The following is a 23,732-nucleotide window of genomic DNA, read 5'->3' on the forward strand; positions in this document are numbered from 1 at the left end:
GGGCAGACGAACGTTGAATACGCATCGTTAAACGGCTAAGGGGGGATATATTCCTCCATTTTCGTCTTGTCTCCCAATCGTTAATAGTTATACCTAATCGGTTATTCCGTATTATCCGGGTTAATCTCAACCAGTTTTTCTATTCCGCGGTTCAGCGTTTTCAGTTTTGGAATAAATACGGTTTTAATAATGTCATGTGTAACATCGCACGCTTCTTCAAAGAACGCGCTGTATTCATCGCGGTGCCCGACAATATACAGCGACCGCTTGATGTTTAACTGTTCCGGCATATGCGTCAGCACTTCGCGGGAGTGCGCAACGGATTGCAGAAAACTGAGCGGGGTGGTCACCGCCCAACCGATACCTGCCGCTACCATCGACGTTAAGGTATCCGCATTATCAAATTCGAGCATGTTTGGTACGCGGATATCAATGCGGCGCAGATAACGCTCAATCTGCATGCCAATCTGCGAGTTCCGGTTAAAACGTACCAGCGGCAGCGTGGTGGAAAGCTCGCGGATGTCCTCAACCGTTTTGAGGCGTTTGCGGTAATCCGGCGGCGTGATGATGAAATAGCCTTCGGAAAACAACTGATGGCGTACCACGCTATCGCTGTCGATCATCGGGTCACTGGTGACGATCAAATCCAGTTCGCGACGCATTAACGCTTCACCTTGCTGTGGGCTGAGTCCGGTACGAATCAGTAACTGTGATGAACTCTTCATCAAACTTTTGGTAAACACGGAACCGCAGGTGATGGCAAATGAATCGACCAGGCCGATACGTAAGTCTGGCTTAATGCCTTTTCCTGCTTCCAGTACTTGTGCCTTGAGGTTCGCGATCTCTTCCGTCAGGATTTCTCCACGGTTTTTCAGAGCAATACCATAGGGAGTCAGGACAAAAGGACGCCGCGCCCGGTTAACCAACTTAACGCCAAAATCCTCTTCCAATAACCGAATCGTCTGCGAAATGGCAGAGGGGGTCAGGCCTAACCGTGTGGCGGCGGCAGTCATACTTCCTGCTTCTGCCATCGTGACAAACACATAGACGGCGTACATATCGATCGATTTATTGGCGGACACTGTGCGTTTAACCATGTAAGTTTGCCTACGCTGCAAGGTGAATGTCGTCAAAATATGAAGCGTTAGTCTACCTCATCTCGCTGACAACGACCCTGCTAACTGATGTAAGAATAGTCGGCTAACTTCAGAAAAAATACAGGTTGCATCACTGATTAATTTTTTCTTATTTTTAGCTTTAGCGGATCTGAAGGTGAAATGAATTACACGGAGTGACTGTGCTAGGGCATCGGTTTTATTTTCATTGCGGATGCTTGGCGCTCCCCTTTGTGGCTGCTTTTTAGTCATATTTTTATGCAGTCTGAGAGACGTTTTCGTGCGCGATAACGCCTTAGTGTTCATGTTATCTCGTAGCACGCGCCCGACTCGGGACGGCTCAAACGCCGTTCAAAAACGTCTCTGACATTTTTGTCCGACGTGACGTTCCGCCTGTTCACACATTTCCAGTAGTGCCGGAATCAGGTGTGCGGTGGCGTTGAGGCAGGCACCGAGCTGGCTGAGGCTTTCCTGCGGCAGTTCTACGTCATTTTGCAATGTGTCGCCGAGGTAATTCAGGCCGAGGCACAGACCTTCAACCGATTCGGCGGCAATCGCGCCGAGGTCGCAGAGCTGGACATCATCTAACTGTGCAAAAGGCAGGCTGGCGACCAAATCGCGGAAAAGGGTAATGGTGCTGTCAGCGGGTGTGGCGTGAGTGTCCGTCATGATTAAATCTTCCATAGCTAGATAATTATTTCATCACGCCTTCAGGTTCCAAACTAAAGATGTGGCTCAGACTGGGTTGGAACACCGGATCTAGCGACCGGCCAACTTTGCGGTTGCCCTGCCTGAGCCACGGATTAGAGTGTGCTCGTAGCCCCTGAAAAAACAAAGCGTTTTCAGTTCTAGATAGTCGGGGTTCCAAGCCCGGCTGCGGATGTTGGCGCAGCACAGAGACTCTATGCCAACGGAGAAAAACGTGAAATAGGGTGGATGGATTTACAGTGGAATTACAGCACGTTTTGGAACGGTTCCCGCAAAAATGAGATGGGTTCTGAGAAAGTCGTTATTCAGTGGACTTCATTTATTCAAAAATCGGCTATTTAAAGATAATAAAATCATTTGCTTTGCCGATCGGCAAAGCACACTATCAAATTCATATTCTAATTAATTAGATCTATTCCATAGATTACGAACTTTTTATTATATCTATTGTAATGCTGTTTTTAAGAGGTAGAACACCATGCCACAATTGAGTGAAATTTTTTATCCTTCACAGGAAAATATCAACTGGCATTTAGACAGCATTGTTGATGGATTAAAAGACGTTCGTCAGCAATGGCGTGATAAATACCTACAGAGTGATTATCGTAATAAGCGTCTTTTCCCTTCGAAAGAGAATATTAGTAGTATTGTCGATACGTTATTTAAAATTTTGTACCCCATGCGTTTAGGTGCCACCGATCTCAAAAAAGAGAGTGAGGATTATTACGTGGGGTATCTATTGGGTAACGTACTGGATCGGCTGGCTGAAGAGGCATTATTGGAACAGCGTTATAACGCTGGAGAATCATCTCATCGGGGTAATACGGCGACTGGCGACAGAGATGTTATTAGTCGAGTTAAGCAGTTCGCTGCGCAGTTACCTGAAATACGCAAACTGCTCGACAGTGATATTCTGGCAGCCTATCAGGGAGATCCCTCTGCGCGCAGCATTGATGAAGTGCTGTTGTGTTACCCGGGTATTCACGCCGTCATTCACTACCGTTTAGCCCATGTGCTTTACCAACTGGATTTCCCGCTACTGGCGCGGATAATCACGGAGAAAGCTCACAGCCAGACGGGTATCGATATTCATCCCGGCGCGCAGATTGATGAGGCTTTTTTTATCGATCACGGCACAGGTGTGGTGATTGGTGAAACGGCGGTGATTGGAAAACGAGTACGTATCTATCAGGCTGTCACGCTGGGTGCCAAGAACTTCATTACCGATAGCAATGGTAATTTGAAAAAACGTTATCCTCGCCATCCGATTATCGAAAATGATGTGGTGATCTACGCGGGCGCGACATTGTTGGGGCGTATTACTATCGGTGCACGTTCGAGTATTGGCGGTAACGTGTGGTTAACTCGTGACACGCCGCCGGACAGCAATATTCGACAAGCCAGCCTATTACAAAGCCAATATAAAGATGGCGATGGGATTTGATTTTTTAATTTATCTTTATGGTTATTTGGCCGGAATATAATATCACTGGCGTTTTTTTTGTCGCAAAGTGATAATTAATAATCTTTTATTATGATTATCTCTACTTTTTAAAATAGACGGATTTATGTTTTCTTTAATTCAAAATAAAGAATAAATCGCCCTGCTTACGGAAATAAGTATGAGTATTCTTAATCTTGTCGGAAATACGCCATTGTTAGCACTGCCGTATTTTTCTGAAAAAACGCCGGGTGTTTCTCTGTTGGCAAAAGCGGAGTTTATGAATCCCAGCGGCTCAGTAAAAGATCGGGCAGCAAAAGCTATGGTGCTTGACGGTATTGCTCAGGGGAAGCTCGTGCATGGAAAGACAATCATTGACGCCACCAGCGGCAATACGGGCATCGCCTACGCGATGATCGGCGCGGCACTTGGGTATGACGTCATGCTCTATATGCCGCAGAACACCAGCAATGAGCGTAAACAGATTATTCGCCACTACGGCGCGACGATCGTAGAAACCGATCCGCTAGAAGGTTCCGATGGTGCTTATCTGGCGGTAAGAATGCAGGTGGAACAAGACCCCGAACGTTATTTTTATCCCGATCAATACAATAACCCCGTTAACTCCCATACACATTTTGCCACGACCGGTTGGGAAATTTGGCAGCAAACGCACAAGCGTATTACGCACTTCATCACCAGCATGGGCACCTCTGGCAGCTTTGTCGGCAGTGCGCGGCGGTTAAAGCAGGAAAACCCTCTTATTCAAACGTTTGCGGTACAGCCTGCGTCTCCTCTACATGGTATTGAGGGCACCAAGCATATGGCTAGCAGCATCAAACCTGGCATTTTGGATGAAACGTTGCAGGACGGCGTGGTGACGGTAACGACGGAAGAAGCCTATACCGCCACTCGTCATCTGGCGAAGTGTGAAGGTATTTTTACTGGCATCTCTTCGGGTGCCAATGTGGCAGCGGCCTTGAAGTTAGCTCAGACGTTGCCGAGTGGGTCGGTGGTCGTGACGCTGCTTTGTGATACCGGTTCGCGCTATCTGGCAGATCCTTTTTGGAATGAAAGCTAATGATTCGATTAACCGCAGAAACGGAGCGCCTGATCCGGGTAGAGGGCGAAAAGACGTACCCCAATGAGTGCTGTGGTGCGCTGTTGGGGAGTTTTGACAAAAACGGTGATGCACAAGTGACGGCGCTGCTGCCCATCGTCAACGCGCGCGAGGCGCAGGAGCAATATCACCGTTTTATCATCACGGCAGATGACTACCTACTGGCAGAACGTACGGCGCGAGCGCAGGACATTGACGTGGTGGGTTTCTACCATTCGCACCCGGATCATCCAGCCATTCCGTCTGAGTATGACCGTGAGCATGCCCTGCCGTTTTACGCCTATATCATCGTTGCTGTTGCCAAGGGGCAATCTACCGATCTCACCAGTTGGCGGTTGACGCAGGATCGACAGCGTTTTGAACAGGAAGTGGTCGAGATTGCGCAGTGATCGGCAGTGATAAGCAGTAACAAAGTGATAGGGACGATGTGCCCTGATGTTGAACATGGTAGAGAGAGCATAACGATGGCAGTGACATTATTGATTCCGACCGCATTACGCGCTTTTACTGACGGTCAGGGGAAAGTGAGTCTGGAAGGTGAAACGGTTGGGCAACTGGTGGCGGCATTAGCTGCTAGTTATCCCGATATCCATCAGCATCTCTATGAAGAGAATGGCTCGCTGCGCGCTTTTATCAATTTATACGTAGGTGAAACCAATATAAGAACCACTGGCGGTTTAGATACGCCAGTTAAAAGTGGCGACGAGGTCCTTCTGGTGCCTGCCATTGCGGGTGGTGCCGGAGAGCGGGCATGAGTATTCCAAGCATTATTTCCGACGACCGTCTAACGGAACTGTCCCACGCAGAGATTGCGCGTTACAGCCGCCATCTGCTGCTGGCGGAAGTCGGGCTGGAAGGGCAGCAACGCCTGAAAAGTGCACGCGTATTGCTGATTGGTACGGGTGGGCTGGGTGCACCGGTCGCACTGTATTTGGCCGCCGCAGGCGTAGGAACCATCGGCATCGTGGATTTCGATTTTGTCGACGTATCCAACCTGCAACGGCAGATCATCCACAGCACCAAGGATATCGATCGCCCCAAGGTGGCCTCCGCCAAAGATAAAATTCGCGCCATTAATCCAGATATTGAGGTCGTGACCTACAACACGCAGCTCAGTAGTAAAAACGCGTTGGATATCATCCGCGATTACGACCTCGTTGTTGATGGCACCGACAACTATCCTACCCGTTATCTCATCAACGATGCCTGCGTACTGCTCGGTAAACCTAATGTGTACGGCTCTATTTTTCAGTTTGAAGGTCAGGCGAGTGTGTTCTATGCCAAAGCAGGCCCGTGCTATCGCTGCCTCTACCCGACGCCTCCTCCTCCTGGGCTGGTGCCTTCTTGTGCTGAAGGCGGCGTAGTCGGTGTGTTGCCAGGAATTATTGGCACCATTCAGGCAGCAGAGGCCATCAAATTGATCGTCGGTGGCAGTGAGAGTCTGGTCGGGCGTCTGCTGTTATTCGACGTCTGGGAGATGAAGCAACGCGAGCTAAAGCTGGAAAAGGACGCCAACTGCCCAGTCTGTGGTGAGCACCCGACAATTCATGCGCTGATCGACTACGAGGAGTTCTGTGGCTTAAAACCTAACGAAGCAGAGGCGCCTATCGAAAGCGTCACGGCTCGTGAGTTGAAAGCGTGGCTGGATGCGGAGAAACCGCTACAGCTGATCGATATTCGTGAGCCACACGAGCGGGCGATCGTGAAGTTCCCTGATGCCAAGGTGATTCCGCTCGGGCAGATCGTGCGTCGTATCGACGAGTTCGATCCCGCTGTAGATGTTGTGTTCCTCTGCAAGATCGGGCAGCGCAGTCTGTTTGCGATACGTGCCTTGCAGCGGGCGGGCTATACCGGTCGGGTATTAAATTTGAAAGATGGCATTAACGCGTGGGCGCAGGATGTGGATACCCGCCTGCCGCAGTACTGAAAACGCAAGGCAGTGTAAAAATCACTTATTGAAAGTAAAACCTAAGGGAAAACATCATGACAGATAAAAACGTTCTGAACGCTCTGGGACGCGACGCCGCGTATCAACTCGCCAACGTGACCAAAACAGCACCGCAGTTTGGGGCAATTACCCCGCGCTGGGTCAGCAATTTTCTGGATTACAAGGGATTAGAAGCCGGGATCTATCGCGTTAACAAAGTGGTGGAAGGCGATACGCCGCTGGATGCGCTGTGCAGCCAGGATCCAACCCAGACTGAAATCCCTAAAGGGTATATCGAATACCAAACGCAGCCGCGTGAATATCAGTTGGATTCTCTCGCGACGATTATTAATGTCGATACCAAAATCGCGGATATCTACAGTTCACCGTTCGATCAGGCTTCCGAACAAATTGCGTTGGCGATTGAAAGCCTGCGCGAACGTCAGGAAAGCCAGCTAATTAATAACGATGATTATGGCCTGCTCAAGAATATTGCTGATTCTCAGCGGATCCAGACGCGCAATGGACGGCCGACGCCGGATGATTTGGATGAGCTGATTTCTAAAGTATGGAAAGAGCCGTCATTTTTCCTGGCTCACCCGCGTGCTATTGCTGCATTTACCCGTGAAGCGACTCGCCGCGGTGTTCCGCCCGTTACGACCAACCTGCACGGCGGAACGTTTATTCTATGGCGCGGTATCCCTGTGATCCCGTCGGACAAGCTGTTCGTTGACGGTTTGAAGAACCCGAAAGGTAAGGGCGGTAAAACCAACATTCTGCTGATTCGCTCTGGTGAAGCCAAGCGCGGCGTGCTGGGTTTGTATCAGTCAGGGTTGCCAAATGAACAATCTCGCGGTTTATCTGTACGTTTCCGTGGCATTGATGACAATGGCATTGCTTCTTACCTGCTTTCACTCTATTGCTCCGCTGCCATTCTGGCCGATGATGCTATCGCCGTATTGGAAGATGTTGAAGTAGGTGAATATTATGACTACGAATAATCTTTCTCTGCCGGGTATCCCCGGCCCGTGGCCAGGCAGTGGTGAGCGCCCGCTGTCAGCCCGGGATTACGGCCTGCCGGACGAGCGCGATTTGCTTGCATTACTGGGGAACAGAAGCCGTCCACAGGGTACGCCGGATCCGGCCTATGCGCCGAAAGTGGTTCCCTACGGTCAGGATATCATTGTGCCCTCGGGCGCGACGGTACAACGATTGGGCGCAGCGTCTTCATCCGTGCCTGCACCGCTGGCGCGTGTTGGGCATGTTCCCGTGGAACAGATCCGCGCCGATTTCCCGATCCTGTCTGAACAGGTTGATGGCAAGCCGCTAGTCTGGTTGGACAATGCGGCGACCACTCAACGGCCAAAACAGGTTATTGATCGTATCAGCCATTTTTACCTGCACGAAAACTCAAATATTCACCGTGCGGCGCATACGCTGGCTGCGCGCTCGACCGATGCTTACGAGGCTGCACGGGATAAAGTGGCTCGTTTTATCGGGGCAGGCAGTTCGGACAATATTGTGTTTGTACGCGGCACGACAGAAGGGCTGAACTTGATTGCCCAAAGCTATGTCAAACCGTTGTTACGTCCAGGAGATGAGATCATCCTGACGTTGCTGGAGCACCACGCCAATATTGTGCCGTGGCAATTGGTGGCTCAGGAGACTGGCGCGGTGATCCGTGTGGCACCAGTGGATGAACACGGGCAGTTGATTATTGAAGAGTATGTTCGCCTGTTCAATGACAAAACGCGTTTTGTTTCGGCTACCCACGTTTCCAATGCGTTGGGAACTGTGACGCCAATACAGGAGTTGGTGGCAATCGCCCACCGCTTTGGTGTACGCATTGCTATTGATGGTGCCCAGTCAATTTCGCATATCCCTGTGAATGTGACGACGCTGGACGCCGACTTCTTTGTCTTTTCCGGCCATAAAATCTTCGGGCCTACTGGCATCGGCGTGGTGTATGGCAAAAAGGAGGTGCTGGAGGAGGCACGCCCGTATCAGGGCGGCGGCAATATGATCGCTGATGTGACCTTTGAACTGACACGCTACCAGCCGGCACCGAACAAATTTGAGGCCGGAACGGGGAATATTGCTGACGCCGTCGGGCTTGGCGCGGCTATTGACTACGTCACTGCGCTGGGGATTGAGAATATCGCCCAGTATGAGCATGCGCTATTGGAGTACGGGATTGAGAAATTGTCACGGATTCCAGGGCTTAAACTGATCGGCACCGCCGCCCAGAAGACCAGCGTATTGTCGTTTGTGCTGCAAGGCCATGAAAACGAAGCAATAGGGCGTTACCTCAGTCAGGCGGGGATTGCCGTACGCTCTGGACACCACTGTGCTCAGCCTATTTTGCGTCACTTTGGCTATGAAAGTACGGTGAGGCCTTCTCTCGCTTTCTATAACACGCCACAGGAAATTGATTTTCTGGCAGAAAAGATCTCACAACTGGCAGCACGCTGACGCCTTCCCGTACCGCTCTGGCTTTTGGCAGGAGCGGTATCTTTTTTCGTCGGCGTGTGTCACATCTTGTTGTGTAGAAGGTGAATCGCAGTGAGGAAATGTATTTTACGCCTTCCCCCGCCTCAACCCTTCCCAGCTCAACCCAAAACGTGCCAGGTATTTACGCAGTCGGTCAGCGTCGTTAGGTTTTTGTTTTTGCTGACGTGAGACGGCGAACAGCCGACGGCCCGCTTCGGAAAGTGAATGAGAAGTGCGGCAGACATCGAGTACGGTTTCAAGCTGGCGCTGCTCGAAGAGGTCGATATTGGTGAATTCGGGCGGCAGTTCGGGTGATAGCGTAGCGGGTAGGGCATCACTCTGCCAGTTGGTTTGCAGACGGGTAATTTCTTCTTCCACCAGTGCGGCGGTGATGCGACCTTGTTCCGCCAGCGTCGCCATACGGGCGATGGAGGAGCCTAGCTCGCGGAAGTTGCCACGCCATGCGGCCTGCGGCGCACAGGCAAAGGCGAGGTAGCGCTGACTCGCTTCTTTATCGAAACGGATTTGCATTTGGTTGTCGCGTGCGAAGCGCTGGATTTCATAGTCAATATTAGGCTCGATATCTTCCCGACGCTCCGCCAGTCCCGGTAGGGGAAAGGTCCACATGTTGATGCGGGCGTAGAGATCTTCACGAAATTTTCCCTGCGTGATCCACTCGCGCAGGTTGCGGTGTGTGCCAGCAATCAATTGGAAATCGCTGCTGACCTCTTTATCTGAACCAAACGGTAAAAATCTTTTTTCTTCAATGGCCTTGAGTAGCATTGCTTGTTCATCCAATCCTAATTCGGCGATTTCATCCAGAAACAGCATGCCGCCGTCGGCTTCACGCAGCAGCCCGCTTCTTGCTTGTAATGCACCGGTAAAGGCCCCCTTTACGTGACCGAACAGCGTTGACATGGCGTTATCGCCGCGCAGCGTGGCGCAGTTGACGGCAACAAAGCGACCGTTGACCAGATGGCGTGACTGACGTAGTTGGTAGATACGCTGTGCCAGAAAGGATTTACCCGCACCGGTCGGGCCGGTCAGGAGCATGGGGGCCGTGGAACGCAGTGCGACGCGTTCAATCTGGTCGATCAGGGCGTTGAACGTGGCATTGCGCGTTTCGATACCCGATTTCAGGAACGAAATAGAGCGTTCCTGCTCGTGTTGGAAGCGGCTGGTAAGGGTGGTATAGCGACTGAGATCCAGATCGATGATGGAGTAGATACCCTGCGGCGCCGGACGATCCGCTTTTTCACTCGGTGCGGTTTGCAGCAGCTTGGCTGGCAGGTAGCGGGCTTCCGTCAGCAGGAACCAGCAAATCTGCACGACGTGGGTGCCAGTGGTGATGTGGACGAAATACTCTTCATTCTCGGTGTCGAAGGTATAGCGGCTCGCGAAGTCGAGAAAGGCGCTGTAGACCTCTTCCAGATTCCACGGATCGCGCAGTTCAACGGCCTGAAGTGCGACCTGTGTGCGCGGCGATACCTCGGTGATATCGCCTGCCGTTTGTTGCGCCATCCCTTCATCACGCGGCTGGTGCAGTAGTTCCAGCCGGTCGACCGGGAAATCCGGCTGCTGACACAGGCCGACAGTCGGTCGCCATTTCGTCCAGCGATTTGCCCGTTTACCCCGTTTATCCAGCGTGGTGCCCAGCACTCCGATGATGACGCGACGCTTCATGTTATACCTTTATATAATTGTTTATCCTATTGGATAAATTTATCTGTTATTGGGGGTTGGCGCTAGTTGCAGTGATAATTTTTTATTCTTTAATTATCAATATATTATATTTTTATTGATCTGAATTATAACGTTGGCATGCCTTTCGCAATATTCACAACGAACAATGACAAACAAAGAGAATAAAAAATGGAAGAAATGAAAACGTTGGGTTACGACATGATGTCGCCAGTGAATAGTGCGCCGGTAAAAATGTGGACACAGGGCGTGCCTGTAGAGCCGGAAGCATATGCTCAACTGCTGAATACGGCTAAAATGCCGTTTATTTTTAAACACTTGGCGGTGATGCCGGATGTGCATCTGGGAAAAGGCTCGACGATTGGTAGCGTGATCCCCACGCGGGGCGCGATTATCCCCGCGGCAGTCGGGGTGGATATCGGTTGTGGGATGATTGCCGTGCGTACATCTCTGGTTGCCAGCGACCTGCCGGATAACCTGATGGGGCTGCGTAGCGCGATTGAACAAGCGGTGCCGCACGGACGTAGCGTAACGCGTTCCAAGCGTGATGTCGGTTCCTGGCAGAACCCGCCGCAGACGGTGGATGCGCACTGGTCACTGTTGGAACCACGCTTTAAACGTTTGACGGATAAATATCCGCAGTTGCTGAAAACCAACAACTATCAGCATCTGGGAACGTTAGGAACGGGGAATCACTTTATCGAAATCTGTCTGGATGAAGTGGATCGCGTCTGGGTGATGTTGCACAGCGGGTCGCGTGGTGTCGGGAATGCAATAGGATCGCTGTTTATCAAGCTGGCGCAGGAAGATATGCAACAGCACATTGCGAATCTACCGGATCGTAACCTGGCCTACTTCGAGGAAGGCAGCTTGCATTTCGACGATTACATCGAAGCGGTTGAATGGGCGCAGGATTTTGCCCGTCATAACCGTGAAGTGATGATGTCGCATACGCTGGCGGCGCTGTCTCGTATTGTGACGAAGCCCTTTACCACTCAGCAGGAAGGTGTGAACTGCCACCATAACTATGTGCAGCGCGAAACGCACTTTGGCGAATCAGTGCTGATTACGCGTAAAGGTGCGGTGTCGGCGCAGAAGGGTCAAATGGGGATTATTCCGGGGTCGATGGGGGCGAAGAGCTTCATTGTGCGCGGATTGGGAAACGAAGAGAGCTTCTGTTCCTGTAGCCACGGCGCGGGGAGAACGATGAGCCGTACTGCGGCGAAAAAGCGTTTTACGGTGGAAGATCAGATCCGGGCGACCGCGCACGTTGAGTGCAGAAAAGACAGCGACGTAATCGATGAAATTCCGATGGCGTACAAAGATATCGATAAGGTGATGGCGGCGCAGTCATCGCTGGTGGAAATTGTGCATACGCTGCGTCAGGTGGTGTGTGTGAAAGGATAAGATCATGACGGAAAAGGATTATCGCGTCGATGCAGCTATGCGAACGCGGATAAAATTAGTCTTACAGGACATAGAAGAACGTTATCAGGTCAAAGTACTTTATGCTTGTGAGTCGGGCAGCCGTGGCTGGGGATTCGCGTCCCCGGATAGTGATTACGACGTGCGCTTTCTCTACGTCCATCGACCAGAGTGGTATCTGCGGGTTGAAGCGCAACGCGATGTGATAGAACTGCCCATTGACGATGAGCTGGATGTCTGCGGCTGGGAATGGCGTAAAGCGCTCGGCCTGCTTAAACGGGCTAACCCGACACTGATCGAGTGGTTGGATTCGCCCGTGGTCTATCAGGAAGAGCGGAAAGTGATGTCCGAATTGCGTGCGGCGGTGCCAACCTGGTTCTCGCCGTCTAAAGCACGCTGGCACTATCTGTCGATGGCACGTAAAAACTTTCACGGTTATCTGCAAAACGATACGGTACGCCTTAAAAAGTATTTCTACGTCCTGCGCCCGTTGCTGGTGGTGCGCTGGATAGAGGCGGGAAAAGGGATGCCGCCGATGCGTTTCTCACAGTTGCTTGCGGGAACGGTGGACGATCCGCGTTTGCTGGCTGAAGTTCATCAACTGTTGGAGGTCAAGCAACGCTCGGGTGAAGCGGAATACGGCCCGCGTCGGGAGGTTATCCACGCGTTCATCACGCAGATACTGAACGATGCTGATAACCCGGCTATGTTGCCAGACAGTAAGGCTGCTGACGATTCGATGCTGGATGCACTGCTGTATCGGGCGGTAATGATGTAAGGCACTTGTCGGGCGACGAAAAAAAGAGAAAGGAATATAGCATCGTACGATTTATTACTGCACCAGTTGGAAAAGCGAGTGTCCTTGCCAAACAACGCTTATCTGCCAGCACACGCTGGTTCACTGGATGCAGTATCACCCTGTTCCGCTTCTCGTCATGAGCAAAGGACGGCATTTTCATGGTATCACCGACAAAAAAACCAGTAAGTATCATGATTTTTCTTTGTGGAGTTTTCACCTACATGAGGGTTTTATTGTCGAGATAATAATCTGTTAAAATAATTTTTCTGGTCAATTATATTTAATTTTTTTTATTTATATTGAGGATGAACTTTTTTGGTGATTGCGTTCTGTCTTAAATTTATTTGTTTTCAACAAGATAAGAAGAATTAAAAAATAAACGAAAAATATTCAACCCTATTGAAGAGTTTTTTTCAATGAATAGAATCACCCTGTTGGTATATTTAATTTAAATAAATATAAAGCAGTGTGATCTTTTAATTTTTGCTCTTGGTTTACTAGGGAAATTAACCCTCAATTCTATGGTACATAGGAGATAACCATGTCTAGCATTTTATCTAATTATACCCAAATGGACTCTTATAAGGGGTGCACGCCGGGTTCTCGTCGTAGTGCACTTCGTGAATTATTACAGCAGCAAAAAGGCATTCGCGTGATGGAGGCTCACAGTCCATTGTCTGCTTTATTAATAGAGCAAGCTGCTTATGAAGATGGTGATGTCCATTATCAATTTGATGCATTTTGGTCGAGTTCACTCACTGATTCTACTCTACGGGGAAAACCCGACACAGAATTGGTGGATATGAGTCATCGTTTCCATGCTATTACGGAAATATTTGATGTCACCACCCGTCCATTAATTTTTGACGGTGATACCGGAGGGCAAACTGAGCATTTAGCTCATCACATCCGTGCCGCGGAAAATTTGGGTATTTCCGCTATGATTATCGAAGATAAAACGGGTCTGAAGAAGAACTCTTTATTTGGCAACGAGGTAAAGCAAACGCAGGCTTCCGTAGAGGATTTTTGCGAAAAAATTACCACCGCCAAAAAAGCACAGCTTACGCCCGAATTTATGCTGATCGCGCGTATTGAGAGCCTGATTCTGGACGCCGGCATGGAAGATGCGATAAATCGTGCCCTGCGTTACGCTGATGCGGGTGCTGATGGAATTATGATCCACAGTCGGCAGAAGAACCCCTCTGAGATTTTAGCTTTCGCTAAACAATTCCGCGAACATTATCCGCATTTGCCGTTGGTTTGTGTCCCGACCAGTTTTAACGATATTACTTTCGATCAACTGATTGATGGTGGATTCAATATCGTTATTTATGCAAACCATATGTTACGAGCAGCTTATCCTGCCATGAAGTCTATTTTACCTGAAATTCTCAAACATGGTCGAACGCTGGAGGTCGAGGATAAATGCATGTCGATAAAAGACATCCTGGATCTTATACCCGGTACACGATAGCGAAATAAATGGTATATCAGTATAATTTTTTTATTACATTGTTGTTTTTTTTCATGAGAATATCTATATAAGATCATTCTCTGCATTTTAATTAATCATTGTGATAAATAATTTTATTGATTCTGGTGGTTATTTCCCTAGGTTGTCTAAAAATAATTAAAAATGTCGTCGTTATTATTGTTCAATACAGTGTGACGCGACGCGGAGGTTATTGTGACTGATCCGAATAAGCTCATCGAATTTCTTGTTCAGCGCGGGGTGCATTTTTTCAGCGGTGTTCCTGATTCATTATTAAAAGCATTTTGCCTGGCGATAGGCAGTAATCACGATGGGCTTGCTCACCGTATCGCGAGTAATGAAGGTTGTGCGGTGGGAATGGCGATTGGGCATTATCTATCGACGGGAACGCTACCCGTGGTCTATATGCAAAACTCGGGGTTGGGCAATGCGATCAACCCTCTCTGCTCTCTGGCTACACCCGATGTGTATGGCATTCCGCTGTTACTGGTGATTGGCTGGCGCGGCGAGGTTGATGACGGCGGTAAGCAGCAGCACGATGAGCCGCAGCATGTGATGCAGGGGCGCGTCACATTGCCTCAACTCAATGTGCTGGCTATTCCACATATTGTGCTGGATAGCCATAACACGCCACCGTGGGATGATATTCAGGCGCTGCTCCAGCGTGCACATGATGAACACCGCCCTGTCGCACTGGTGGTGAGAAAAAACACGTTTTCTTCGGTAGCTGCGCCTGCCAATCCGGCGGTCGAATCGGCACTGATGCGGCGAGAAGCCATCGTCGGCGCATGTCTGAACGTGCTGCCCTCTCATCTCCCCATCGTGAGTACCACGGGCATGTTATCCCGTGAACTCTATGAACTGCGTGAACAGCGTGGGGAAGGGCATCAACGAGATTTTCTGACTGTCGGTGGAATGGGGCTGGCCAGCCAGATCGCACTCGGCCTGTGTGACGCCCAGCCGGAGCGGAAAGTCATTTGTCTGGATGGGGATGGTGCGCTGTTGATGCACATGGGCGGGCTGACGAACACGGCTCAGGCGAGCAACCTGATACACATTGTCATCAATAACGGCGCCCATGACTCGGTGGGGGGGCAGCCCACGGTGGCGGCCCACTTACCGCTGTCGCCTATCGCTGCGGCCAGCGGCTATGGGGAAACCTACTACGTTGAGACAGAAGAAGCCTTGCGCACTGCGCTGCAACAGGCGTTGCGGGCGCAAAGTAGTCAGTTCATTGAGGTACGATGCCGCGTTGGCCACCGTAGCGATTTGGGGCGGCCTGCGACGTCTCCCGCTCAAAATCGCGATGCGTTTATGCAATTTCTTACTACATCAGCCTAAGCCTCGTGATGCATGGCAATACCCAGAGTATTGCCCATCCCTAGCGACAAGGATTGCCGATATGACTCATTCTGTTTCTTTAATTGGTGTTGGTGTATTAGGAAAAGCGATCTCGCTCAGATTACTACAGCGCCATTTCACGCTCAGCGTGTTTAACCGGACTAACCGTAAAGCGAACGATATTGCTGCTGAAGGCGCGCAAGCCGTCCCTGAACTGCACCAGTTGTTCACGCAGGAAAAGCAAGTTGTGCTCATCTGCCTGAAAGATGCAGAGGCGATACGTGAGGTTTTTCAGTCTGAGGAGGTCATACAGAAGCTGACCCGCTATCGTCCTTTGTTACTTAATATCAGCACGATAGGGCCGGAAGAGAGCCGCTGGATGGAAACCTTTTTTCACCAGCATGGCGCGCATTACGTGGAATGTCCGGTATCGGGGGGGCCTGAGGGCGCACGCCAGGGCAAGCTTGCCGCCTGGGTCGGGCCTTGCGCGGGTGACTTTGCCGATTCGGTTAACGACGTCATCTCCAGTCTGTCGGACCATTATGTGCTGATGGAGAGTAACCACAGCGCGCAGACCATGAAGGTGATTAATAATTATTGTGAAGCGGTGCATCTGCTGGTGGCGGCAGAAGCGCTATTGCTGGCGGAAGCCCACGACATTGCCCCTGATGTGTTAGCAAACGCGCTGACGCTGGGGCGCGGGCGTTCGACCTACATGGAAGTCATGCTGGATCGCTACCTGAACCCCCGTGAAACGGTGTCAGTCCCGTTATCTATCCGCCTGAAAGATCTCGATCTGGCTAACATGCTTTTCCGTTGTTCGCCGATCCAAAGCGAGTTCTTTGATACGGCGCGCCAGCTCTATCAAAGCACAACGGAGCTTTCGGCCGAGCCTCAGGATCAAACCGCCTGTTTTGCTTATCTCTCACGTACCTTGCCGTCGAGGAGGTGCTAGATGTCAACGTTAACACAGCGACAATATTGGATGTCCATTCTTGCTCACAGCGATCCTGCCGCACTGAAAGAATACTGGAACACATTGCATTTTCCGACGCATTACCAGCTACTGCGTCCGACGCAGATAGGCCTTATTCAGTTGCAGGGAAGAATGGAGGTTGATGGCCCGCGCTTTATTGTGGGGGATATGACGGTGACGCGTGCGGCGGTAGAACTGGAGGATGGAACCTGTGGCTACAGCTACATCGCGGGAAGAAACAAGCCGCATGCCGAGCTTTGCGCCTGGATCGATGCACTTCTGCAAACTCGCACCTATTTTCATGAAATATGGGAACGAATTATCACGCCATTAGCAGACCAGCAGCTCGCTCATCGGGAACGGCAGCAGCGGGAAGTGGCGGCCAGTCGAGTGAATTTCTTTACTTTGGTCAGGGGAGAATGATTTGTCATGACAACGATGACGGGCTTCGCCCACCCCGTATTTGGCACACAGCTTTGTTTTCGCAAAATCGTGAAGGCCATGAGCGAGCCGGGTTCTCTGGTTACGGTTCCGAGCGTCTCTGGCCTGGAATCCATGTCGTCTGCCACGGCTGCCACACTGCTTACGCTGACCAGCCATACCACGCCGTTATTTATCGATCCCCGGATTGGTAACCCGCTGTTACTGCGTACGCTCTGCCTGCATACGAACGTGCCGATCGCCACAACATTTGAAGATGCCTATTTTGTACTGCTGAGCGGAAATGCTTTTTCGTATGACCTGATGGCGCTCTCTTGCGGTAGCGAAGCCGAACCCGAAAAATCCACCACCGTTATTTTAGAAGTGGAAGGGATGCATGACGGGCCTTGTTTAAAACTGACCGGGCCGGGTATCAAGACACATCGCATTATCTCCCCCCGGTTGCCCGGTAGTGTCAGGAACTATCTTTGCAGTCGCCCTCATACCTTCCCTACCGGATTGGATTTTCTCTTTACCTCTGGGAAGAAGCTCTTTGCGATCCCCAGAAGTACCCATGTGGAGGAATGCTAATGTACGTTGCCGTCAAAGGTGGGGAAAAGGCCATTGAGGCTGCTCACCAGCTACAATCCTGTCGCCGCCGCGGGTGTACAGATATACCAGAATTAGACTGTTCCCAAATAGAACAGCAGCTTAATTTAGCCGTTGATCGTGTCATGACCGAAGGCAATATTTACGATCGCCAACTCGCTGCACTGGCGATCAAACAGGCCAGTGGCGATCTGGTGGAAAGCATCTTTCTCTTACGCGCCTATCGTTCCACGCTGCCACGCTGGGGAATCAGCCAGCCGCTCAACACGCCGACTATGCGTCTTGAACGTCGTATTTCAGCCATTTTCAAAGATTTACCAGGTGGTCAACTGCTGGGGCCGACCTATGACTATACCCACCGATTGCTGGATTTCTCTCTGCTGGCCGACGGCGACGAGCCTGCCGCACCACGGCTTGACGCCGCAGAGGAGAATGACGCGCTTCCTGAACACATTGCTCACGCGTTTCAGTTCCTTTCTCAACAGGGGTTCGCGCCTGAACGAGATCCGAGTGACGATCGCGATCCGCCAGATATCACGATGGATCCGCCGAGCTATCCCGGTACGCGAGCAGCGCGTCTCCAGCAGTTGTTTCGCGGCGATGAGGGCTTCCTCTTATCTTTGGGGTATTCCACCCAGCGCGGCTATGGTCGTAACCACCCGTTTGTCGGTGAGATTCGCACGGGCTATATCACCGTCAGCATTGTCGCCGAAGAAGTGGGTTTTGCCATCGATATCGGCGAGATCCTGTTGACCGAATGCGAAACCGTGAACGGTTTTGTTAAACCTGTCGACGGCGCGCCACATTTTACCCGTGGCTATGGGCTGGCATTCGGCCGTTCAGAACGCAAGGCTATCACGGTGGCATTAGCCGATCGCGCCCTTCAGGCCGCCGATTATCAAGAGGAAATTCGCGGCCCGGCTCAGGATGAGGAGTTTGTGCTTTCTCATGCCGACAATGTGGAAGCCGCAGGGTTTGTCTCGCATCTCAAGCTACCGCATTACGTCGATTTCCAGTCAGAGTTGGAGCTATTAAAACGACTACGTGAGGAATACCTCGCTTCTGCGCCAAGGAGTAAACCGTGATGGATCAGACCGCTACCTCCCGCCAGAAAGACAGCAAATCAGAAACGGAATACAACTATGCCTATCTGGATGAAAGCACGAAGGGCATGATACGGCGCGCGATCTTGAAAGCAATCGCCATCCCAGGGCATCAGGTGCCGTTCGGCAGCCGGGAAATGCCCATGCCCTACGGTTGGGGCACTGGCGGCATTCAAATCACCGCCAGTATTATCGGGCCGGACGATACGCTCAAGGTGATTGATCAGGGTTCGGACGACACCACTAATGCGGTGTCGATCCGCGCCTTTTTCCGTAAGGTGGCCAATGTGCCAACCACAGAAAAAACCAGTGAGGCGACGCTGATTCAAACTCGCCACCGCATTCCCGAAACGCCGCTTAAGGAAGATCAGATCCTGGTCTTTCAGGTGCCGATCCCTGAGCCGCTGCGCTTTATTGAACCGCGTGAAACCGAGACGCGCAAAATGCATGCGCTGGAAGAATACGGTGTGATGCAGGTGAAGCTCTACGAGGATATTGCCCGCTTTGGGCACATCGCCACCACCTATGCTTATCCGGTGAAGGTAAACCATCGCTATGTCATGGATCCTTCCCCCATCCCGAAATTCGACAACCCGAAGATGGATAGGATGCCCGCGTTGCAACTCTTTGGCGCGGGACGCGAGAAACGGGTCTATGCCGTTCCGCCGTATACCGTGGTGGAAAGCCTTGATTTTGACGATCACCCTTTCAGCATCCAGCAGTGGGACAAGCCGTGTGAGCTATGCGGCGCACGCGACAGTTTCCTCGATGAAGTGGTGATTGATGATGACGGCACCCGTATGTTCGTCTGCTCCGACACCGACTATTGTCAGCAGCGTCAGAGCACAGAAGGAAAGCAATCATGATGACGGAATATCACACGCCCGATGCCCCTCTGCTTGATGTGCAGCACCTTACACACCTATATGCGCCGGAAAAAGGCTTCCGCGACGTGTCGTTTCAACTGTGGCCGGGGGAAGTGTTAGGGATTGTCGGCGAATCAGGCTCAGGGAAGACGACGCTGCTGAATGCGATCTCCGCGCGTCTGGCGCCGCAGGAGGGGGAGGTTATCTATCGTAATGCCGAGCAGCAGGCGCTCTCGATCTATGACATCAGCGAACGGCAGCGGCGCGCGCTGGTGCGCACCGAATGGGGGATTGTCTGGCAGCATCCGCTGGCAGGGTTGCGTCCCACCGTATCGGCGGGCGGCAATATCGGCGAACGGCTGATGGCTATCGGCAACCGGCACTATGGTGATATCCGCCGTAAGGCGGCGCAGTGGATGGAAAACGTCGAACTGCCGGAAAACCGTCTGGACGATCTGCCAACCACGTTTTCCGGCGGGATGCAGCAACGTCTTCAGATCGCCCGCAATCTGGTGACGGCACCGCGGTTGATATTTATGGATGAACCCACCGGTGGGCTAGACGTCTCGGTGCAGGCGCGGTTGCTCGATCTGCTCAGGACGCTGGTGGTGGAGATGCAGCTTTCTGTCGTCATCGTGACGCACGATCTCGGCGTCGCTCGCCTGCTGTCACATCGCCTGTTGGTGATGCAGCGAGGGAAGGTGGTTGAGCAGGGGTTAACAGACAGGGTGCTTGACGATCCACGCCACCCTTACACCCAACTGCTTGTTTCTTCCATTCTGTAAATCCAGCCAAAAGGACGTTTGATGGATACGCAATTACGCATCGAGAACGTTGATAAAACGTTCGTGTTATATAACCAGCAGGGCACGCGACTACCGGTTTTTCACGATATCAGTCTGTCCGTGAAAGGCGGTGAATGTGTGGCGCTGCACGGGCATTCCGGCAGTGGAAAATCCACGCTGCTGCGTTCCCTGTACGGCAACTATCAGCCTGACGGTGGCCATATCTGGGTACGTCATCGTCAACGTTGGGTCGATATCGTCAACGCAGACGCCCGTCATGTACTGGAGATTCGCCGCGAAACCGTGGGCTGGGTAAGCCAGTTCCTGCGCGTCATCCCGCGTATCAGTACATTAAACGTGGTCATCCAGCCGTTACTGGAACGCGGTATGTCGCGTCAGGAAAGTGAACTACGCGCTGGTGAATTGCTGACGCACCTGAATGTCCCTGAACGGCTCTGGTCGCTCGCGCCCGCTACCTTTTCTGGTGGTGAGCAGCAGCGCATCAATATCGCCCGTGGGTTTATTGGTGATTACCCCATTTTGTTATTAGATGAACCGACCGCCTCGCTGGATGCCAAGAACCGACAGGCCGTCATGCAGCTCATCGACAAGGCGAAAGACAAAGGGTGTGCCATCGTCGGTATCTTCCATGATGATGAAGTGCGCCAGCATGTTGCCGACCACCTTTATACGATGTCGATGACTCCCCGCACTCAGGAGAACGTAAATGATCATTAATAACGTCAATATGGTGCTCTCACAGGAAATCATTCATGGCTCGGTGGAGGTGCGTAACGGCGTGATCCACCACATCAGTGATAGGCCGAGTTGCCATCCCAGTGCGCTGGATGGGGAACAGGCCTGGCTCCTGCCGGGGCTTGTCGAGCTACATACGGATAATCTCGATAAATGTTTTACACCGCGCCCCGGTGTTAATTGGCCTTCTGAAGCGGCGATGCGCAATCACGACGCGCTGATTATCTCCAGCGGGATCACCACGGTGCTGGATGCCGTTGCGGTAGGGGATGTGCGCGATGGCGGGCATCGGCTTGAGAACCTGCGGCGTATGACGGATGCGATACAGTACAGCCAGCAGCAGGGCACCAATCGGGCGGATCATCATTTGCACCTGCGCTGTGAGCTGCCGCATCAGGATACGTTGCCTCTCTTTGAGCAGTTAGCGGATATTCCGCTGGTCGCGCTCGCGTCATTAATGGATCACTCGCCGGGGCAGCGGCAATTTTCTTCCAAAGAGAAATACCATCAGTATTACAAAGGCAAGTATCACCTGAATGACGAGCAAATGGATGCGTTTGAGGAGGAGCAACGGGCGGGGTCACGCCGCTGGTCACAGCCTAACCGTGAGGCCATCGTTCGTCTCTGTCACGAGAAAAGCATCACTCTCGCCAGCCACGACGATGCCACGCCGGAACATATCAACGAAGCCCATCAGCATCGTGTGGCCATCGCCGAGTTTCCCACAACGGAGATCGCGGCGCGGCAGGCAAACAGCGTCGGAATGAACGTGCTGATGGGGGCGCCGAATGTTATCTGCGGCGGCTCGCACTCCGGCAATGTGTCGGCACACCATCTGGCGACGCTCGGCGTGCTTCATATTTTGTCTTCGGATTATTATCCCGCCAGCCTGCTGGAGGCGGCGTTCATGATCGCAGAAGATGAGCGCAATGATTACGATCTGCCGCGCGCTATCGCGCTGGCCAGCAGCAACCCTGCTCAGGTGCTGAACTTTGACGATCGCGGCTGTATTGAGGAAGGGCGGCGAGCCGATCTGCTGCTCGTCAAACGGCACGCACCACAAATGACGCTGATGCGCGTGTGGCGTCAGGGCGTCCGGGTATTCTGATGATGGCTAAACTCATCTACCTGATTGGTCCTTCCGGCGCAGGCAAAGACAGCCTGCTCCGGGCAATCCGCCAACTGTCGCTACCGCACCTGCTGGTGGCGCACCGATACATCACCCGTCCCGCTGAAATACAAGGCGAGAACCACATTGCATTGACTCAGGAAGAGTTTACGAACCGTCTGAAACTTGGACTGTTTGCGCTCAATTGGCAGGCGCACCAGTGCCATTATGGCATCGGGATCGAGATTGATGAGTGGCTACAGCGGGGGAACGACGTCATCGTGAATGGTTCGCGGGCGTATCTGACTCAGGCGCGTGAACGCTATGGCGATACACTCTTTCCGGTATGCCTGACCGTTTCTGCATCGACGCTGCGACAGCGCCTTCATGACAGAGGGCGAGAAAGTGAACAGCAAATTGCCACGCGCTTGCAGCGTGCGGAGGAAGAGCAACGCCGCTTACAAAACGACTGTGTGCTATTGAATAACGACGGCGATCTGCAACGCACCTTATCCGCCTTTCAGTCGCTGCTGCCGTGTGACAGCGTCGGTGAGACGCACAGCAAACAGTAGAGCGAGTGGCAAACGTACCGGAGAACAGGAGAAAACCGATGGCAGCGAAGCATGACGGGATTGTTTTTCACTTTCTGGGAACTGGTGGCGCACAGCAGGTTCCCGCCTTTGGCTGTGAATGTACGATTTGCCAGCAGGCGCAACGCGATGAAAAAAAACGGCGGCGTGCCTGCTGTGCGGCAATCACCACACAAAACGGCATCATCCTGATTGATGCGGGATTACCTGAACTAGCGCCTTACCTGCTTCCCTATCCGACCCGGCATATTCTGTTGACCCACTATCACATGGATCACGTTCAGGGATTATTTCCCCTGCGCTGGGGCTATGGCGATCCCATTCCTGTCTTTGGCCCCCCGGATGACGTAGGTTGCGACGATCTCTTTAAGCACCCGGGAATATTGCATTTTCAACAACCGCTGATGCCTTTCCAGCCCTTCGAACTGGATGGCATCAGGATCACGCCGGTTCCCTTAATCCATTCCAAATTAACCTACGGCTACCTCATCCAAACGCCGACGCATACATTAGCCTACCTGACCGACACCATCGGGCTGCCGCCCGACACTGCCGAGTTTCTTGCATCCCACACGCTGGACTATGCGGTTATCGATTGCAGCCACCCGCCCCAGACGACGCCACCGCGCAACCACAATGACATCACGCGCGCGCTGGAGGTTTTCACCCAGCTAAATCCCAAACGCCTATACCTGACCCACATCGGCCACGAACTGGATCGCTGGCTCCACACGCAAACGCTGCTGCCTGAGAACGTTCATGCTGCTTATGATGGGCTGGTGTTGGGGTTGTAGAGAAACTTACAACGCTATCAGGGCATGAGCACGAAATTATGGGGAAGGTTAGTTTTGAAATGACGTCTATCTCAGCGTGATGGTGGCCCGGAGATTGTGTGAAGCTTTGGAAACCACTTTACCTTTATAGGCAATCACGCATCCTACTGTAGTGGCATAGTAAATT

General features: G+C 52.0%; 24 protein-coding genes. 21 read left to right on the forward strand and 3 right to left on the reverse strand.

Going from position 1 to position 23,732, the window contains the following annotated elements; genetic code table 11:
- Positions 1–101 precede the first annotated feature (101 nt).
- Positions 102–1,097 carry a LysR family transcriptional regulator gene (locus OI69_RS18240; protein ID WP_039353889.1) on the reverse strand — a complete coding sequence of 332 codons (996 nt, stop codon included), beginning with the start codon at positions 1,095–1,097 and terminating at the stop codon, positions 102–104.
- A gap of 369 nt (positions 1,098–1,466) precedes the next feature.
- A complete protein-coding gene (locus OI69_RS18245) occupies positions 1,467–1,784 on the reverse strand; it encodes a hypothetical protein (RefSeq protein ID WP_039353932.1) in 318 nt (105 codons plus the stop codon).
- A gap of 517 nt (positions 1,785–2,301) precedes the next feature.
- Between OI69_RS18245 and epsC the strand changes: the two genes are divergently transcribed.
- From epsC to OI69_RS18280, 7 genes are all read left to right on the forward strand, one after another.
- Positions 2,302–3,267 carry a serine O-acetyltransferase EpsC gene (gene epsC, locus OI69_RS18250; protein ID WP_052198405.1) on the forward strand — a complete coding sequence of 322 codons (966 nt, stop codon included), beginning with the start codon at positions 2,302–2,304 and terminating at the stop codon, positions 3,265–3,267.
- A gap of 178 nt (positions 3,268–3,445) precedes the next feature.
- Positions 3,446–4,345 carry a PLP-dependent cysteine synthase family protein gene (locus tag OI69_RS18255; protein WP_039353892.1) on the forward strand — a complete coding sequence of 300 codons (900 nt, stop codon included), beginning with the start codon at positions 3,446–3,448 and terminating at the stop codon, positions 4,343–4,345.
- On the forward strand, positions 4,345–4,773 hold the full coding sequence (locus tag OI69_RS18260; protein WP_080752665.1) for a Mov34/MPN/PAD-1 family protein: 429 nt from the start codon (positions 4,345–4,347) through the stop codon (positions 4,771–4,773). The genes OI69_RS18255 and OI69_RS18260 overlap by 1 nt, the downstream gene beginning before the upstream one ends.
- 75 nt (positions 4,774–4,848) lie before the next feature.
- Positions 4,849–5,139 (forward strand): MoaD/ThiS family protein, encoded by a 291-nt coding sequence (locus OI69_RS18265; protein WP_039353895.1) that lies wholly within the window; start codon positions 4,849–4,851, stop codon positions 5,137–5,139.
- Entirely contained in the window at positions 5,136–6,311 is a 1,176-nt protein-coding gene (gene moeB / locus OI69_RS18270) for a molybdopterin-synthase adenylyltransferase MoeB (RefSeq protein ID WP_039353898.1), read from the forward strand. The genes OI69_RS18265 and moeB overlap by 4 nt, the downstream gene beginning before the upstream one ends.
- 56 nt (positions 6,312–6,367) lie before the next feature.
- Positions 6,368–7,312, forward strand: a complete 945-nt coding sequence (locus tag OI69_RS18275; RefSeq protein WP_039353901.1) for a family 2A encapsulin nanocompartment shell protein — start codon at positions 6,368–6,370, stop codon at positions 7,310–7,312.
- Positions 7,299–8,783 carry a cysteine desulfurase gene (locus OI69_RS18280; protein ID WP_039353904.1) on the forward strand — a complete coding sequence of 495 codons (1,485 nt, stop codon included), beginning with the start codon at positions 7,299–7,301 and terminating at the stop codon, positions 8,781–8,783. Before OI69_RS18275 ends, OI69_RS18280 begins: the two co-directional genes overlap by 14 nt.
- A gap of 105 nt (positions 8,784–8,888) precedes the next feature.
- Here the strand turns inward: OI69_RS18280 and rtcR are convergent, their stop codons facing one another.
- The gene (rtcR, locus tag OI69_RS18285; RefSeq protein ID WP_039353907.1) at positions 8,889–10,484 is read right to left on the reverse strand and encodes an RNA repair transcriptional activator RtcR; all 1,596 of its coding nucleotides are present in this window, start codon (positions 10,482–10,484) and stop codon (positions 8,889–8,891) included.
- Positions 10,485–10,673: 189 nt separating this feature from the next.
- Here rtcR and OI69_RS18290 point away from each other — a divergent pair, with 189 nt between their 5' ends.
- The 14 genes from OI69_RS18290 to phnP all read left to right on the forward strand — a co-directional run bounded on the left by OI69_RS18290 (position 10,674) and on the right by phnP (position 23,566).
- Positions 10,674–11,909, forward strand: a complete 1,236-nt coding sequence (locus tag OI69_RS18290) for an RtcB family protein (RefSeq protein WP_154715584.1) — start codon at positions 10,674–10,676, stop codon at positions 11,907–11,909.
- A gap of 4 nt (positions 11,910–11,913) precedes the next feature.
- Positions 11,914–12,705 (forward strand): nucleotidyltransferase domain-containing protein, encoded by a 792-nt coding sequence (locus OI69_RS18295; RefSeq protein ID WP_039353910.1) that lies wholly within the window; start codon positions 11,914–11,916, stop codon positions 12,703–12,705.
- 562 nt (positions 12,706–13,267) lie between these two features.
- A complete protein-coding gene (gene aepX / locus OI69_RS18300; RefSeq protein ID WP_039353914.1) occupies positions 13,268–14,200 on the forward strand; it encodes a phosphoenolpyruvate mutase in 933 nt (310 codons plus the stop codon).
- A 213-nt stretch (positions 14,201–14,413) separates the two neighbouring features.
- The gene (gene aepY, locus OI69_RS18305) at positions 14,414–15,559 is read left to right on the forward strand and encodes a phosphonopyruvate decarboxylase (protein WP_052198406.1); all 1,146 of its coding nucleotides are present in this window, start codon (positions 14,414–14,416) and stop codon (positions 15,557–15,559) included.
- Positions 15,560–15,620: 61 nt separating this feature from the next.
- Positions 15,621–16,514 carry an NAD(P)-dependent oxidoreductase gene (locus OI69_RS18310; protein WP_039353917.1) on the forward strand — a complete coding sequence of 298 codons (894 nt, stop codon included), beginning with the start codon at positions 15,621–15,623 and terminating at the stop codon, positions 16,512–16,514.
- Complete coding sequence (gene phnG / locus OI69_RS18315; protein WP_039353920.1) at positions 16,515–16,958, forward strand: phosphonate C-P lyase system protein PhnG; 444 nt, start codon at positions 16,515–16,517, stop codon at positions 16,956–16,958.
- 6 nt (positions 16,959–16,964) lie between these two features.
- Complete coding sequence (phnH, locus tag OI69_RS18320; RefSeq protein ID WP_039353923.1) at positions 16,965–17,546, forward strand: phosphonate C-P lyase system protein PhnH; 582 nt, start codon at positions 16,965–16,967, stop codon at positions 17,544–17,546.
- A complete protein-coding gene (locus tag OI69_RS18325; protein ID WP_039353924.1) occupies positions 17,546–18,649 on the forward strand; it encodes a carbon-phosphorus lyase complex subunit PhnI in 1,104 nt (367 codons plus the stop codon). Before phnH ends, OI69_RS18325 begins: the two co-directional genes overlap by 1 nt.
- Complete coding sequence (locus OI69_RS18330; protein ID WP_052198407.1) at positions 18,649–19,533, forward strand: alpha-D-ribose 1-methylphosphonate 5-phosphate C-P-lyase PhnJ; 885 nt, start codon at positions 18,649–18,651, stop codon at positions 19,531–19,533. The genes OI69_RS18325 and OI69_RS18330 overlap by 1 nt, the downstream gene beginning before the upstream one ends.
- Entirely contained in the window at positions 19,530–20,318 is a 789-nt protein-coding gene (gene phnK, locus OI69_RS18335) for a phosphonate C-P lyase system protein PhnK (RefSeq protein ID WP_039353926.1), read from the forward strand. The genes OI69_RS18330 and phnK overlap by 4 nt, the downstream gene beginning before the upstream one ends.
- 21 nt (positions 20,319–20,339) lie before the next feature.
- Positions 20,340–21,056, forward strand: a complete 717-nt coding sequence (phnL, locus tag OI69_RS18340) for a phosphonate C-P lyase system protein PhnL (protein WP_039353927.1) — start codon at positions 20,340–20,342, stop codon at positions 21,054–21,056.
- Positions 21,046–22,182, forward strand: coding sequence for an alpha-D-ribose 1-methylphosphonate 5-triphosphate diphosphatase (gene phnM, locus OI69_RS18345; RefSeq protein WP_039353928.1), 1,137 nt, complete (start codon positions 21,046–21,048; stop codon positions 22,180–22,182). Before phnL ends, phnM begins: the two co-directional genes overlap by 11 nt.
- A gap of 2 nt (positions 22,183–22,184) precedes the next feature.
- Positions 22,185–22,754, forward strand: coding sequence for a ribose 1,5-bisphosphokinase (phnN, locus tag OI69_RS18350; RefSeq protein WP_039353950.1), 570 nt, complete (start codon positions 22,185–22,187; stop codon positions 22,752–22,754).
- Positions 22,755–22,792: 38 nt separating this feature from the next.
- Complete coding sequence (gene phnP, locus OI69_RS18355) at positions 22,793–23,566, forward strand: phosphonate metabolism protein PhnP (RefSeq protein WP_039353929.1); 774 nt, start codon at positions 22,793–22,795, stop codon at positions 23,564–23,566.
- Positions 23,567–23,732 lie beyond the last annotated feature (166 nt).

It is taken from the genome of Pectobacterium fontis, from assembly GCF_000803215.1.
GTDB lineage: Bacteria > Pseudomonadota > Gammaproteobacteria > Enterobacterales > Enterobacteriaceae > Pectobacterium > Pectobacterium fontis.

Bases quoted from the DNA above. Each gene is read 5' to 3' on its own strand.
- phnH (WP_039353923.1), top strand. From the start codon at position 16,965: ATGACAACGATGACGGGCTTCGCCCACCCCGTATTTGGCACACAGCTT.
- OI69_RS18310 (WP_039353917.1), top strand. From the start codon at position 15,621: ATGACTCATTCTGTTTCTTTAATTGGTGTTGGTGTATTAGGAAAAGCG.
- OI69_RS18290 (WP_154715584.1), top strand. From the start codon at position 10,674: ATGGAAGAAATGAAAACGTTGGGTTACGACATGATGTCGCCAGTGAAT.
- aepX (WP_039353914.1), top strand. From the start codon at position 13,268: ATGTCTAGCATTTTATCTAATTATACCCAAATGGACTCTTATAAGGGG.
- OI69_RS18245 (WP_039353932.1), bottom strand. From the start codon at position 1,784: ATGACGGACACTCACGCCACACCCGCTGACAGCACCATTACCCTTTTC.
- OI69_RS18265 (WP_039353895.1), top strand. From the start codon at position 4,849: ATGGCAGTGACATTATTGATTCCGACCGCATTACGCGCTTTTACTGAC.
- OI69_RS18325 (WP_039353924.1), top strand. From the start codon at position 17,546: ATGTACGTTGCCGTCAAAGGTGGGGAAAAGGCCATTGAGGCTGCTCAC.
- phnG (WP_039353920.1), top strand. From the start codon at position 16,515: ATGTCAACGTTAACACAGCGACAATATTGGATGTCCATTCTTGCTCAC.
- OI69_RS18295 (WP_039353910.1), top strand. From the start codon at position 11,914: ATGACGGAAAAGGATTATCGCGTCGATGCAGCTATGCGAACGCGGATA.
- OI69_RS18240 (WP_039353889.1), bottom strand. From the start codon at position 1,097: ATGGTTAAACGCACAGTGTCCGCCAATAAATCGATCGATATGTACGCC.
- phnN (WP_039353950.1), top strand. From the start codon at position 22,185: ATGGCTAAACTCATCTACCTGATTGGTCCTTCCGGCGCAGGCAAAGAC.
- phnL (WP_039353927.1), top strand. From the start codon at position 20,340: ATGGATACGCAATTACGCATCGAGAACGTTGATAAAACGTTCGTGTTA.
- OI69_RS18280 (WP_039353904.1), top strand. From the start codon at position 7,299: ATGACTACGAATAATCTTTCTCTGCCGGGTATCCCCGGCCCGTGGCCA.
- OI69_RS18330 (WP_052198407.1), top strand. From the start codon at position 18,649: ATGGATCAGACCGCTACCTCCCGCCAGAAAGACAGCAAATCAGAAACG.
- OI69_RS18260 (WP_080752665.1), top strand. From the start codon at position 4,345: ATGATTCGATTAACCGCAGAAACGGAGCGCCTGATCCGGGTAGAGGGC.
- moeB (WP_039353898.1), top strand. From the start codon at position 5,136: ATGAGTATTCCAAGCATTATTTCCGACGACCGTCTAACGGAACTGTCC.
- phnK (WP_039353926.1), top strand. From the start codon at position 19,530: ATGATGACGGAATATCACACGCCCGATGCCCCTCTGCTTGATGTGCAG.
- epsC (WP_052198405.1), top strand. From the start codon at position 2,302: ATGCCACAATTGAGTGAAATTTTTTATCCTTCACAGGAAAATATCAAC.
- phnM (WP_039353928.1), top strand. From the start codon at position 21,046: ATGATCATTAATAACGTCAATATGGTGCTCTCACAGGAAATCATTCAT.
- OI69_RS18255 (WP_039353892.1), top strand. From the start codon at position 3,446: ATGAGTATTCTTAATCTTGTCGGAAATACGCCATTGTTAGCACTGCCG.
- OI69_RS18275 (WP_039353901.1), top strand. From the start codon at position 6,368: ATGACAGATAAAAACGTTCTGAACGCTCTGGGACGCGACGCCGCGTAT.
- phnP (WP_039353929.1), top strand. From the start codon at position 22,793: ATGGCAGCGAAGCATGACGGGATTGTTTTTCACTTTCTGGGAACTGGT.
- rtcR (WP_039353907.1), bottom strand. From the start codon at position 10,484: ATGAAGCGTCGCGTCATCATCGGAGTGCTGGGCACCACGCTGGATAAA.